Genomic DNA, 14143 nt, shown 5'->3' with positions numbered 1-14143 from the left:
AAACAGCAATCGGCTTTACCAGCATAGAAGATATGAGTTACCTTTTATACTCTTCGTCTCAGACTGTGAATATATACCCAGCATCAGAATTATTTTTGCGTCATCGTCTACAAGTAGTCGAAGAATTGTGGGAAACAGTTCTTCGCCAAGAATGCGGTCAAAATATGGTGGATTTATTGCGACAGTTACGCGATTTATGTTCACCAGAAGGACAAGCTACTAATGACCAGGCATCCTCAGCTGTCAAATTGATTGAGCAACTGAATATCAACGAAGCAATTCGAGCTGCTAGAGCGTTCGCTCTGTATTTTCAGTTGATCAACATCATAGAGCAGGAATATGAACAACGGCAGCAATTGACTCGCTATGAAACTGAAACAGAAATAGATGACCTAGAAACACTACCCAATATTATCTATTCATCCAACCAAACAGAAGACGACACGCCTGTAAGTCGGGGAATAGTAGCAGACTTGCTCACCAAGAATTGGGTAGATAGAGCGCAAGGCAAACAAAAAGGTACTTTCGCCAGTTTATTTCCCCATTTATTTCATCTCAATGTCCCACCGCAGCAAATTCAGCGCCTCATTTCCCAACTGGATGTGCGCTTAGTTTTCACCGCTCACCCAACGGAAATTGTTCGTCACACCATTCGTGATAAGCAGCGACAAGTCGTAAGACTCCTACAACAACTCGATGCTCTAGAAAGTCGTGGGGGAATGGGGGGAGGATATCCTTGGGAAGCCGAAGACTTACGCGAACAGTTGCTAGAAGAAATTCGCCTGTGGTGGCGTACTGACGAACTCCATCAGTTCAAGCCCTCGGTTTTAGATGAAGTAGACTATGCCTTACACTACTTCCAAGAAGTGTTATTTGATGGCATTCCTCAACTTTATAAACGCTTCAAACACACCCTAAATAACACCTTTCCTTGGCTGGAACCACCAAGCAAAAACTTTTGCTCTTTTGGCTCTTGGGTAGGTTCAGACAGAGATGGGAACCCTTCAGTTACACCAGAAACCACTTGGCAGACCGCTTGTTATCAGCGCAAAATGGTGTTAGAGAGATACATCCGGTCAGTTAAGCAACTGATTGAATTACTAAGTGTATCGATGCACTGGAGTGATGTTTTGCCAGATTTACTGGAATCTCTGGAGTTAGATCAATCGCAGTTGAGTGAAGTATATGATGCTTTGGCACTGCGTTATCGGCAAGAACCCTATCGGCTGAAGTTGGCTTATGTACTCAGACGGCTGGAGAATACACGCGATCGCAATTTAGCCTTATATAAGCGGGAAACACCAACAAACGAAGATTCCCCAATGTACCGTTCGGGAAATGACTTTTTAGCAGAACTGCGATTAATTCAACGTAACTTAACAGAAACAGGTTTAAGTTGCCGAGCATTAGAAAATCTCGTCTGTCAGGTAGAAATATTTGGCTTTAACCTGACACAGCTAGATATCCGTCAAGAATCGTCCCGCCACGCCGATGCACTTGACGAGATTCTTGAATACCTGCAAATCTTACCCCAAGCATATAACGAACTCAATGAGGAGCAAAGAGTTGCTTGGTTAACAGGAGAACTACAAACCCGTCGGCCATTAATTCCAGCGGAACTGCCATTTTCCGAAAAAACCAATGATGTCATTGAAACCTTCCGCATAGTGCGATCGCTACAGCAAGAGTTTGGAATCAACATCTGCCATACCTACATTATCAGTATGTGCCGCGAAGTCAGCGACGTATTGGAAGTATTGCTGTTAGCCAAAGAGGCGAGACTTTTTGACCCCGCCATCGCCGTCGGCACGATTCAAGTTATACCTCTATTTGAAACAGTAGAAGACTTGCAACGCTCCAGAAGCGTCATGCGGCAACTATTTTCGCTTCCCTTGTATCGGGCCTTATTAGCTGGCGGCTACGACCAATTAGAGGACACGGAGACACGGAGACACGGTGAGACAGCGCTGCAGGAGGGTTTCCCTCCGCAGGCGACTGCGAACCCGAAGGGAGACACGGAGAATTTCACCGCGTCTATAGAAGACACGGAAACACGGAGACACGGAAATACAGGAAATACAGAGAATTTCACCGCGTCACCGCGTCTCCCCCTCCCCGCGTCATCTTCACCACTCACTCCCAACTTACAAGAAGTAATGCTGGGATATTCTGACAGTAATAAAGACTCTGGTTTTTTAAGTAGTAACTGGGAGATTCATAAAGCCCAAAAATCACTACAGCAAATAGCCGAGGAACATGGTATAAACTTGCGAATTTTCCACGGACGCGGCGGTTCTGTGGGACGTGGTGGTGGGCCAGCTTATGAGGCGATTTTGGCCCAGCCTGGCCACAGCATCAATGGACGCATCAAGATTACCGAACAAGGCGAAGTTCTAGCTTCTAAGTATTCCTTACTAGACTTGGCTTTGTATCATATGGAAACCATCACCACTGCTGTGATTCAAGCGAGTTTGCTACGGACAGGGTTTGATGATATTGAACCTTGGAACGAGATTATGGAAGAATTAGCAGTGCGATCGCGTCAACATTATCGTGCCTTAATCTACGAGCAGCCTGATTTTATTGACTTCTTCCATCAAGTAACCCCCATTGAAGAAATTAGCCAACTGCAAATTAGTTCTCGTCCCGCGCGGCGTCCCTCCGGCAAGAAAGATTTAAGCAGTTTACGAGCGATTCCTTGGGTATTTAGCTGGACACAAACCCGTTTCTTGCTACCTTCTTGGTATGGTGTCGGCACGGCTGTTCAGGAATTCTTGAACGGAGAGCCAGAAGAACACCTAAAATTGTTACGCTACTTTTATGTGAAGTGGCCCTTCTTCAAGATGGTTATTTCTAAAGCAGAAATGACCTTAGCAAAAGTAGACATTCAAATGGCACAGCATTACGTTCAGGAATTGTCTAGTCCTGAAGATAAACCCCGCTTTGAGAAAGTTTTTGAGCAAATTGCTAGCGAATTCTATCTCACAAGGAATTTGGTCTTACAAATCACCGGACACAATCGACTTTTAGATGGTGATCCTGTGTTGCAGCGGTCTGTGCAATTACGCAATGGTACAATTGTCCCTCTGGGATTTATCCAAGTTTCCCTACTCAAACGCCTGCGTCAGTCTCGCACTACCACTACCACCGGGGTTATCCACTCTCGTTACAGCAAAGGCGAATTATTGCGAGGAGCATTATTAACTATTAACGGTATTGCTGCTGGGATGAGAAATACTGGGTAATAATTAATTCGTAATTTCAGATATGAGTCCCTTAATTTATTGATGGAAATCATCAAACTTTTTTCTGGAATTAACAAATACAAAATTAATGGGCGAATTTGATGCCAAGAGGAAAAAGAAATGCAATTTTTGATTACAAACCCAAATTACTTTATCGGATTTTAATTACGAATTACGAATTACGAATTAAACTGACCAATGACTAAAAAGTGGTTCCAAATTGGGATAGTGGGTATATTTCTGTTCTCAGTTGCCCTGCGATTTTGGGGACTGGAACGATTCAACACCCTAGTGTTTGATGAAGTTTACTTTGCTAAATTTGGTAATAATTATCTTACCAATACGCCATTTTTTAATGCTCATCCGCCACTGAGTCAATATATTATTGGCATTGGAATTTGGATTAGTAGTCACATCCCTTTTGGGCATGATACCGTCAATGGGCTGACAGGTTCATTGCGATCGCCTTGGAGTTATCGTTGGACAAATGCCCTCACTGGTTCATTTATTCCCGTAGTTGTTACCGCAATTGCCTATCAGTTAAGTTATCGTCGTAGCTTTGCTTTGCTTGCAGGTTTGTTCACAGCTTGTGACGGCATATTTTTAGTAGAGTCTCGCTATGCTCTGAACAATATTTATATCGTGATTTTTGGTTTGTTAGGTCAATGGTTTTTATTATTGGCATTGGCAAACCAAAATCAAAGACGTACTTTGTGGTTAGTGATAGCTGGTGTTGGTTTTGGTGCGTCAGCAGCTACTAAGTGGAATGGTTTATGGTTCCTATTGGGTGCTTATTTCATTTGGGTAGCAGCCTGGGTAATTCGTGTACTACATTTTCTCACCTCATCCTCGGTTGGTGAGCGTACCCCTATGGGGAAGCAAGCTAGCGAGAGTGTCTTTGACACCAGAAGTCAAACCACACCCCCCTCACCACTCCAAAACCTAACTCAACTAAATATCTTCCAGATGGGGTTTTATCTAGGAATTATCCCTGGATTAGTTTACAGCCTAATCTGGATTCCTCACCTGCAACTAGATCAAAGGTTTGGATTTATCGAAGTACATCAAGCAATTTTGAAGTTTCACCTCGAAATGGGTGGTAATAGCACCAATGTGCATCCTTATTGTGCTGCTTGGTACAAGTGGCCTTTGTTGACTCGACCAATGGCATATTACTTCCAAACTGCTCAAAGTCTCACTGAACCATTACCTGTTGTGGGGCCGCCTTTGCCTTCTGGGACTGGAAAAATAGTTTATGATGTCCATGCAATGGGGAATCCGGTTTTGTGGTGGCTTGGTGTTGCTGCGATTTTGTTTATGGTTGGAATGCTAGTTGCACAAGTTGTGATTCCTTGGGTAAAACAAAAGCATTTTTCTGTACCTGCAACTGTTGGTGTCGATACTTGGATTGCTCTGTATGTAGTTTTAAATTACGCTGCTAACTTACTGCCTTGGGTGAAAGTGACAAGGTGCGTTTTTATCTATCACTACATGTGTGCTGTGATATTTGTATTTTTAGCGATCGCTTGGTTTGTTGACCAGTGTCTTCGCAGTTATTATCGTGAATTTCGGATAATAGGTGTCACGATAACATTTCTCATTTTCTCTGCTTTCGTTTTCTGGATGCCCATTTATTTAGGCTTACCTATTACCGCTGACGGCTACAAAATGCGGATGTTGTTTAGAACGTGGTATTAGTTTTTTGGGGAATGGGGAAGTGTGCTGAGCAAAGTCGTACCCCTGCGCTTAAGCAAGTTACGCGTAGCGTTTGGCAGAGAAGCCCACGAGGAATTAGAAAGATATTTTTCTAGGCGAGCGTTAAGAAGTGTGTCGAGGCCCACGGAGGAGAGATTAGACCTCTTGCAAAAGTCCTTCTTTGCGTTCTCTTCTCTGCGTCTCTGCGCCTCTGCGTGTTAGAGAAGCGGGGCGTAGCCCAACAAAAAAAATATTTATGCAAGAGGTCTATTGTGGTTAATAGTCAAGTTGGGGTAGGCACAACGTTTACTATCACTCTCCCTATAAACAGAATTTAAGCCAAGAGGCAAATTTTGAGCATAGTAAAATTTGATACAAACTGCTGAGATAGCAAATAATTGAGCGGGGAATTAGACTGCAATCTGATTCAGTCGTAGAGACGTAGTATTTGTAGAGATGTAGCAATGCTGTGTCTCTACAATAGTTTACTGGAATCGTCATGGTTAGCAACGAACGCGCCTATGCACGGATGTTGCATTACTAAGTTTTTTGTCTTGTGCATAACTTCACGAAAATAATCTGATACTTACATAAGTCCTGAATGAGCTACGTTGAGCTATGTATATATTCTTGGAAATCATACGAATATTGATACTAATTATAGTGATAATAGACGGTGATTATACACAAAGCTTGATTTTTGAATTAATATTTCAACATCGAAAATTTAGGGATTTTCTTCGGAATCAACAAAGATGATTTGTAGCTTAACCTGAGCCTATACAGAGTGACATATACTCTTGGGGGGGTAAGAACTAGCACCTGAAGGACTCATTGATACATTTGATAGTACTTAAGTAAATATCCTCTAAGTACAAAACATTTGTGTGTCTGCAAAACTAGTAAATTCTAAGTTTATGTCTGACTGCCAAACAAAACCTCAAACCAACTATCCTAGTACAGCAGGTGGTAAGTATTTAACACCTTTTCAGCGGAAACTGCTGCTAGAAAGTTTACATAAAAATTTACTTGAATCTTATCGCCAACGCATAGAAATCATGTTGTTGGCAGACGAGGGAAAAACTCAAACAGAAATTTGTCAAACCTTGGGGTGTTGTGCTGCGACAGCAAGACATTGGACGCACATAGCCCGCACAGGAATGGCGCACCAATGGCAAGATTGTCCAATCGGTCGTCCTAAAGCAGTAAATGACCAATATCTCAGCCGTCTTAAAGAACTGGTTGGTAGCAGTCCCCGTAATCATGGATATTCGTTTCGACGGTGGACAGCGAACTGGTTGCAAAAACATTTGGCGAAAGAATTTGGTGTTGAAGTCAGTGACCGACACATCAAGCGACTGCTGAAACAGATGGGATTATCGACACGACCCAAGTCGAACAATATTCAGGGTAACAATAATGAGCAAAATAATAGCTCCAAAATCTTGATTAGTGATCTGAAATCAGCCAATATTCCAGATAATTCGGAATTTTTACCCATCAACTTTGCAAACATAGAAAAAGACTCAGAGACTCATGGCGCAAAATCTATCCGCTCATTTGGTTTCTCCACAACAGTTAAACAGTACTCTGGGATGTTCTCTGGCCACAGAGGAGTTTCAACATTGTCTTCAACAAGCTAAGCATCTCAACCCAAAAGTTGGTAAGTTCTGGCAAGGAACCGATGTTGAGCCAGGTATCTACATCATTATTGCTGGTAAGGTGAGGCTGCTAAATAGTACCGATGAGTTAATTGCCACTTTGGAAGTTGGGGCCGCCTTTGCAGAATTCACCTTGTTTCCCGATGCACAGTTGCAGCCATATGCAGCGAGGGCTTCAGTTAATTTGCAACTATGCTTTATACCGGGTAAGGTGCTATGGCCATTGATGGCTAAATATCCACAAATTGAACAGCATTTGTGGAATCAAGCGCTATCTCGTTATCCCCAACAGACAGACTCAGACCACCCACCCATAAAAACCGAAGATTCTAGCAAAAACTATAAAATAACCAATTTGTCAAATAGTGCGGATTTGCCGCACGCTAACAAGATTAGCAAAGCTTATTTCCCTAGTCCGACGCAGCAAGTAGGGCATTTATGGCAACGGGTATTACGGCGCTATCCATTTTTTGCTCAACACAGCGCATCTGATTGTGGCGCGGCTTGTTTGGTGATGGTGTCTCGCTATTGGGGAAAGAACTTCAGTGTGAATCGCTTGCGGGATATCTCCAATGTAGACCGCAATGGTGCATCATTGCGGGGATTATTAGCGGCGGCGGAAAGCATCGGTTTCGCTACACGACCGGTAAAAGCTAGTTTAAAGCAATTAGCTAAGCAAAAATTACCTGCGATCGTCCACTGGGAAGGCAAACATTACATCGTTGTTTACGAAATTACCCCTAAGCATGTGATTGTCGCTGACCCTGCCATTGGTCAACGCACCCTCAGCCATGCTGAGTTTAATGCCAACTGGACTGGTTATACATTGCTGCTGCAACCAACAGCCATGCTCAAAGAGACTAAGGAGACTTCCACTCCTTTTTGGCAATTCTTTGAGTTGATGAAGCCGCACTCGTTGGTAATGCTGGAGGTATTTATTGCTTCGGTATTTATTCAGATTTTTGGACTCGTCACCCCGTTATTTACCCAATTAATTTTAGATCGCGTGGTGGTACAGCGATCGGAACTCACTTTAACAGCAGTAGGGTTAGGGTTGCTGATATTCAACCTCTTTAGAGTAGCAATGACGGGGCTACGACAATATCTCTTAGACCACACAGCTAACAGAATCGACCTCGCACTCATTGTTGGCTTTATTCGCCATACCCTCCGGCTACCATTGAATTTCTTTGAGTCGCGTTATGTTGGAGATATCATCTCTCGCGTTCAAGAAAACCGCAAAATTCAACGTTTCCTTTCGGGTGAAGCATTATCTATCCTCTTAGATTTACTTACTGTCTTTATCTATGTAGGATTGATGTTTTGGTACAGTTGGCAAATGGCACTTTTGGCATTGTTAATCATCCCGCCGTTTGCTCTGTTGGCATTAGTTGCTACGCCTTTTTTACAAAGAATCTCTAGAGAAATATTTAATGCTGTTGCCAAAGAAAGTAGCTATCTAATTGAAGCCTTAACTGGTATGCGAACAGTGAAAGCTACTGCCGTAGAACAAACAGTCAGATGGCATTGGGAAGAATTATTAAACAAAGAGATTAAAACCAATTTTGATGGACAAGTTATTGGCAATCGTCTGCAAATATTTAGTAATACAATTCAAGCATTAATTACAACAGGTTTGTTGTGGTTCGGCGCACATCAGGTAATTCAAAACCAGTTAACTATTGGACAATTGGTGGCATTCAATATGTTAGTGGGAAATATTATTACACCATTTCAACGCCTGAGTGTGTTATGGAATCAATTGCAAGAGGTTGTGATTGCGGTAGAACGGATTAATGATGTATTAGATGCAGAACCAGAAGAAGATTTACAGCATCAAGCACGCCAAAACCTACCACAAGTTAAAGGAAATATTCGCTTTGACAATGTAACATTTCGCTATCACCCAGAAAGTGACATTAATATTCTTGAAAATATCAGTTTTGAAGTAAAATCGGGGCAGATGGTAGCTTTGGTAGGACGTAGCGGTTCAGGAAAAACTACCATTTCTAAATTAGCTTTAGGCTTGTATCTCCCTACAGATGGCAGAATACTGATTGATGGACAAGATATTACTAGTATTTCTCTACGCTCTTTACGTTCTTCTGTGGGAGTAGTTGACCAAGATACCTTTTTATTCGGCGGTACGATTCGGGAAAACATCTGCTTAGCGCATCCTGGAGCAACTTTATCAGAAGTAATCGAAGCGGCACAATTAGCGGGTGCTGATGAGTTTATCAAAAAACTGCCGATGGGGTACGAAACCCAAATTGGTGAAGGTGGGGGATTATTATCTGGTGGACAGCGACAACGGATAGCTATTGCTAGAGCTTTATTAGGCAATCCTCAACTGTTGGTTTTAGATGAAGCAACTTCCCATCTTGACACCGAATCAGAAAGGGTAATACAACAAAACTTGAACACAATTTTGAAGGATAGAACTACGTTAGTAATTGCCCATCGACTTTCTACTGTGCGGAACGCAGATTTAATTTTAGTATTAGATCGAGGAATTTTGATTGAGAGTGGCACTCATGATGCATTAATGGCAAAACGAGGACATTATTTCTATCTAAATCAACAGCAGTTGCATGGGACAACATAAATCGTGAAGACTACGGCGTTAGTAATTGGTAATGGGTATCCAATTATCCATTACTCAACCGAAGTTCAACATGGATATTAGGAAAAGTTATGCCAGATATATTGAATGGACGAATCAGCGATACATTACCAGAAGAAACATCTTATTCAGAGATTGCCACTTCATCAATCTCAAATACGAAAAATGATGGTTGGTCTGATATTACTAAAGAAACACTTGATAGCTTACCTCGAGTTTGGACAAGAGGAATATTATATTTTTTAGTAACATTTGTGTGTATAATTTTACCTTGGGCAATACTCTCCAAAGTAGATGAGACTGGCACAGCTAGAGGCAGAACTGAGCCAGGGGATAAAACAATTAAGCTTGATGCAGCTGTTGCTGGCACAGTTGCCGAAATACGAGTCAAAGAAGGTGATACAGTAAAAACTGGGCAAACTTTATTAGTATTAGAATCGGAATTAGTAAAAACAGAATTACGGCAAACACAAGATAAATTAGAGGGGCAATTAAATCGATTTACGCAATTAAATGCAGCTAAAAATCAGCTATTTGTTTCTTTATCAACTCAACAGCAACAAAATCAGTCCCAACAGTTAGAAAAGCAAGCACAAATTGACCAAGCTAATCAAAATTTACAAGCTATTGTGAGTTCTTATAATTTACGTAAAGAAGAAAAATTAGCTCAGGTTAATCAAGCTAAGCAAACTTTTGAGCAGAGTCTAAATGCTAAGAAATTAGCTGAGGTGAGTTTAGCGATCGCTCAGCGAGAATTAGAACGTTATCAAAAAGCTTTTAAAGAAGGTATTGCGGCAGAAATTAATGTTGTTGATAAGGAAGATGCGGCACAAGAAAGACTAAAATTATATGAACAAGCAAAGTCAGATATTCGACAATCTAAGTTACGTTTAGCAGAACAACAAAGTATTTATGAGCAAACTATTCGCCAAAACAATGCGGATATTAAGCAGGCAGAATTACGACTTAAAGAACAAGAAAGAAGTTATCAAACTTTGACTCGTACTGGTAAGCTAGCTGCACTGAAAATTGAAGAACAACAAAAGAATTTAGAAACAGAAATTACTTCACTCAAGTCAGAAATTTCTCAAAGCCAGAGACAGATTCAATCATTAAAATTTCAGTTGGGACAGCGACAAATTAGAGCTACTGCAAGCGGTACATTATTTCAATTACCAATACAAAAACCTGGAGCAGTTGTACAACCAGGGACTCTGGTTGCAGAGATTGCATCATCTAGTTCACCTTTAATAGTTCGGGCACAAATGGCAACTACTGAAAGTGGTTCTTTGCGAACAGGATTACCAGTAAAGCTCAAGTTTGATGCTTATCCGTTTCAAGACCACGGGGTAATCTCAGGAGAATTAATTAAAATTTCTCCTACCACTACAGAAATAGATACACCATCTGGAAAAGTGGCAGCTTATAACCTAGATATTTCTCTAAAACAGAGTTGTGTTGTCTCAAATAATAAGTGTATTCCTTTACGTCCAGGAGATACAGCAACAGCAGAAGTAATTGTGCGGCAGCGCCGAATTATTGATTTTCTACTTGATCCATTCAAGCAGTTGCAACAAGGAGGAGTAAAATTATAAGTATTTCGTTGTAATTATGCATTTTTAGAGTTACTCATTTTCAGATATTTTTCTTTAAAGAAAAATAAAAATCTTTGTGCGCCCTGTTAATTGTATCGAACTAATTGAAAACATCATGTCACAAGCTATTACTATTACCAATACAGATATTCTTCAGCAAATCAAGCTATCTTGTAAAATACCGGAAATAATTGAACAAATTGTTACACATCAGATAGTGACAAATGCTGCTAAGGAAGCTGGCATCAATGTGGAAACAGAAGAATTACAAGAAGCAGCAGATATTTTTCGATTAGTGAACAAACTCAACAGTGCTGAAGATACTTGGGTATGGCTAGAAAAACATGGTCTGTCCATAGATAATTTTGAAGAAATGGTCTACACTAGTGTCCTTTTTGGCAAGTTAAGCCAAAATCTATTTGTAGATAAAATAGAGCCTTACTTCTTTGAACATCAACTAGAGTATGCTGGCGTAGTCATGTACGAAGTTGTACTAGACGATGAAGATCTAGCATTAGAACTTTTCTATGCTGTTCAAGAAGGAGAGATGAGTTTTTATGATGTTGCTCACAAATATATTGAAGATACTGAATTACGCCGAAAAGGCGGATATTTAGGAACATTACGCCGCAAGGATTTAAAACCAGAGCTTTCTGCTGCTGTTTTTTCAGCTACACCACCTCAACTTTTGAAACCAATTGTCACCTCAAAGGGAATACACCTAATTTTTGTTGAGGAGATTGTTCAACCACAACTGGATAATATACTGCGTCAACAAATTATTACTGATTTGTTTGATGCTTGGATTAAGCAAAAAATTGAGCAAGTTGAATTGGTGAAAAAGTTTGATTCAGATAGTTTTAGATAAGTGATACTGTGTCCAGTTATATAGTGTTCGCTTGAAAACTGATCGCTAGGGCTGACGTTTAATATCTGCGGAATGTAGGTTATAAAATGCAAGTTTAGAGATAGTTAGTATTAGTTACTAGTAAATAGGATGAGCAAACAAGCTCACCCTATTTACATGTAAAGTTAAAATTAATTCTAAATTAAACCACCAGCGGCTTGAAAGCGAGCGCGGGCACGTTTAAAGGCTTGGGTTGCCTGGATTTGTGCTTGACGGTCATCTGGTGTCACTTGACTCAGACGTGTTTCTGCTTGGCTATAAGCAGCACGAGCTTCTTCAAGATTGATGGCATCGCCACGTTCAGCGCCATTTACCAGAATTGTCACTTCGTTTTCTTCGACTTCAGCAAAGCCACCCAAAAGGGCGATCGCTTGCCAAGCTTGATTTTTGTTAGCGCGTACTCGCATCACACCTATATCCAAAGCGGTTAAAAGTGGTGCGTGTCCAGTGAGAATGCCCAGTTGACCTGTAGTGCTGGGTAAAACTAATTCTTCAGCTGCGGCATCCCAGACGGTTTTGTCTGGGGAAATTACACGAACGGTTAGTGTCATTTGTCTTTTGTCCTATGTCTTCTCTTACAAAGTTCTGATTGGCGGAAGCCACCGCCCAGACTTTTCGCTGCGGCAACCCCTTCGGTGTATGGAGGAAACCTCAGCTCAGACTTTGCGCTTTGTCTTTTGCAATTTGCCATTGGTCATTAGCGCTTCACTAATGACCAATGACTAATGACTAATGACTAACCCTTGATTTTTTCAGCTTTGGCGATCGCTTCGTTAATATCGCCTACTAAATAGAAAGCTTGCTCTGGCAGATCATCCAATTCACCAGAGAGAATTTTCTGGAATCCTTTGATGGTGTCTTCCAACTTCACATACTTACCAGGAGAACCGGTAAATACTTCTGCTACAAAGAACGGCTGAGATAAGAAGCGCTCGACTTTCCGTGCCCGTGCCACGATGAGACGATCTTCTTCAGATAGTTCATCAAGACCAAGAATGGCGATGATATCTTGGAGTTCTTTATAACGTTGTAGAGTTGATTGCACCGCACGAGCAGTATTGTAGTGTTCGTCGCCGACAATGCTGGGCTGGAGCATGGTAGAAGTTGAACCAAGGGGATCTACAGCTGGGTAAATTCCCTTAGCTGCTAAACCACGAGACAGTACTGTGGTTCCGTCTAAGTGGGCGAAAGTGGTTGCAGGTGCGGGGTCGGTGAGGTCGTCTGCTGGTACGTAAACTGCTTGAATCGAGGTAATTGAACCTTCTGTAGTTGAGGTAATCCGCTCTTGCAGTTCACCGACATCAGTTCCCAGTGTAGGCTGATATCCCACCGCAGAAGGCATCCGACCTAGCAGCGCTGATACTTCCGAACCTGCTTGTACGAACCGGAAGATGTTGTCAATAAACAGTAGCACGTCCTGTTTGTTCACATCGCGGAAGTACTCTGCTACTGTCAAACCTGACAAACCAACCCGCATTCTCGCGCCGGGTGGTTCGTTCATCTGACCGTAGACTAGAGCAATCTTTGATTCGTTGAGGTTGTCTTTATTGATCACCCCGGATTCAATCATTTCGTTGTAGAGGTCATTACCTTCGCGGGTGCGTTCACCCACTCCAGCAAAAACGGATACTCCACCGTGCTGAGTAGCGATGTTGTTAATCAACTCCATCATGATCACGGTTTTACCGACACCTGCACCGCCAAATAGACCAATCTTACCGCCGCGTCGATAGGGAGTCAGGAGGTCAACAACTTTAATCCCAGTCTCAAACACGGAAGGTTTAGTTTCCAGTTCAGTAAATTTGGGAGCAGCGCGGTGAATAGGCAAAGTCGCCTCAGCATTTACAGGGCCCCTGTTATCCACGGGTTCGCCCAGTACGTTGAAAATGCGACCCAAGGTAGCTTTACCAACTGGTACGCTAATGGGAGCGCCAGTATCGACAACTTCCAGACCACGTACTAAGCCATCGGTGGTGCTCATTGCAACAGCCCGTACTTGGTTGTCGCCCAGCAGTTGCTGCACTTCAACGGTAAGTTTGATTTCTTGTCCAGCTTCGTTGGTGCCTTTGATGGTCAGAGCGTTGTAGATTTGAGGCAATTTCCCGCCGGGAAACTTAACGTCTACAACTGGACCAATGATTTGGGTAATGTAACCAATGTTTGTTTTTTCTGCGGTTGTGACCATGCTGAGCCTAATGATTGAAGCTATATTTCAGATTGGGTCGTAGACGACATAAGATTAAGCAATGTCATCTCTCACTGTAGCATCGTAAGGGGACACAACTCCCTTAGTAATTCCTTAAAAAGAAGTTTGGCTGTTTGGGCTGCAACACTGGTTTTTTAGAGGGGCTAGGGTTGGAAACTGTAACATAATTCCTAGACATCTGTGTTCATAACTAGTCAATTTTGAGTAGGTA

8 protein-coding genes are annotated in these 14143 nt (G+C 41.9%); 6 read left to right on the top strand and 2 right to left on the bottom strand.

The genetic code is table 11. The features are described from left to right. The first annotated feature begins 32 nt into the window (after positions 1-32). The 6 genes from AC5JMF_RS04430 to AC5JMF_RS04405 all read left to right on the top strand — a co-directional run bounded on the left by AC5JMF_RS04430 (position 33) and on the right by AC5JMF_RS04405 (position 11687). On the top strand, positions 33-3245 hold the full coding sequence (locus AC5JMF_RS04430) for a phosphoenolpyruvate carboxylase (protein WP_495794522.1): 3213 nt from the start codon (positions 33-35) through the stop codon (positions 3243-3245). Between the two features lie 198 nt (positions 3246-3443). Further along, positions 3444-4943, top strand: a complete 1500-nt coding sequence (locus tag AC5JMF_RS04425; RefSeq protein ID WP_495794511.1) for a dolichyl-phosphate-mannose--protein mannosyltransferase — start codon at positions 3444-3446, stop codon at positions 4941-4943. 914 nt (positions 4944-5857) lie between these two features. Further along, entirely contained in the window at positions 5858-6583 is a 726-nt protein-coding gene (locus AC5JMF_RS04420; RefSeq protein ID WP_495794510.1) for a helix-turn-helix domain-containing protein, read from the top strand. After that, positions 6477-9206 (top strand): peptidase domain-containing ABC transporter, encoded by a 2730-nt coding sequence (locus AC5JMF_RS04415; RefSeq protein ID WP_495794509.1) that lies wholly within the window; start codon positions 6477-6479, stop codon positions 9204-9206. The genes AC5JMF_RS04420 and AC5JMF_RS04415 overlap by 107 nt, the downstream gene beginning before the upstream one ends. Positions 9207-9295: 89 nt before the next feature. Next, positions 9296-10819: a beta-barrel domain-containing protein gene (locus tag AC5JMF_RS04410; RefSeq protein WP_495794508.1), complete on the top strand. Its 1524-nt coding sequence runs from the start codon at positions 9296-9298 to the stop codon at positions 10817-10819. 115 nt (positions 10820-10934) lie between these two features. Continuing rightward, complete coding sequence (locus AC5JMF_RS04405; RefSeq protein ID WP_495794507.1) at positions 10935-11687, top strand: peptidylprolyl isomerase; 753 nt, start codon at positions 10935-10937, stop codon at positions 11685-11687. A 176-nt stretch (positions 11688-11863) separates the two neighbouring features. Here AC5JMF_RS04405 and atpC read toward each other — a convergent pair whose 3' ends face one another. Together atpC and atpD are read right to left on the bottom strand one after the other, a co-directional pair. Continuing rightward, positions 11864-12277, bottom strand: coding sequence for an ATP synthase F1 subunit epsilon (gene atpC / locus AC5JMF_RS04400; RefSeq protein ID WP_495794506.1), 414 nt, complete (start codon positions 12275-12277; stop codon positions 11864-11866). 185 nt (positions 12278-12462) lie between these two features. Next, positions 12463-13911, bottom strand: coding sequence for a F0F1 ATP synthase subunit beta (gene atpD / locus AC5JMF_RS04395; protein ID WP_495794505.1), 1449 nt, complete (start codon positions 13909-13911; stop codon positions 12463-12465). Between the last annotated feature and the right edge of the window lie 232 nt (positions 13912-14143).

It is taken from the genome of Desmonostoc vinosum, from assembly GCF_059505385.1.
This window is presented reverse-complemented; position numbering and strand designations above follow the sequence as displayed.

What these genes read in the sequence shown, in the direction of transcription:
- AC5JMF_RS04420 (WP_495794510.1), top strand. Translation starts at nt 5,858, where the DNA reads ATGTCTGACTGCCAAACAAAACCTCAAACCAACTATCCTAGTACAGCA.
- atpD (WP_495794505.1), bottom strand. Translation starts at nt 13,911, where the DNA reads ATGGTCACAACCGCAGAAAAAACAAACATTGGTTACATTACCCAAATC.
- AC5JMF_RS04430 (WP_495794522.1), top strand. Translation starts at nt 33, where the DNA reads ATGAGTTACCTTTTATACTCTTCGTCTCAGACTGTGAATATATACCCA.
- AC5JMF_RS04405 (WP_495794507.1), top strand. Translation starts at nt 10,935, where the DNA reads ATGTCACAAGCTATTACTATTACCAATACAGATATTCTTCAGCAAATC.
- AC5JMF_RS04415 (WP_495794509.1), top strand. Translation starts at nt 6,477, where the DNA reads ATGGCGCAAAATCTATCCGCTCATTTGGTTTCTCCACAACAGTTAAAC.
- AC5JMF_RS04425 (WP_495794511.1), top strand. Translation starts at nt 3,444, where the DNA reads ATGACTAAAAAGTGGTTCCAAATTGGGATAGTGGGTATATTTCTGTTC.
- atpC (WP_495794506.1), bottom strand. Translation starts at nt 12,277, where the DNA reads ATGACACTAACCGTTCGTGTAATTTCCCCAGACAAAACCGTCTGGGAT.
- AC5JMF_RS04410 (WP_495794508.1), top strand. Translation starts at nt 9,296, where the DNA reads ATGCCAGATATATTGAATGGACGAATCAGCGATACATTACCAGAAGAA.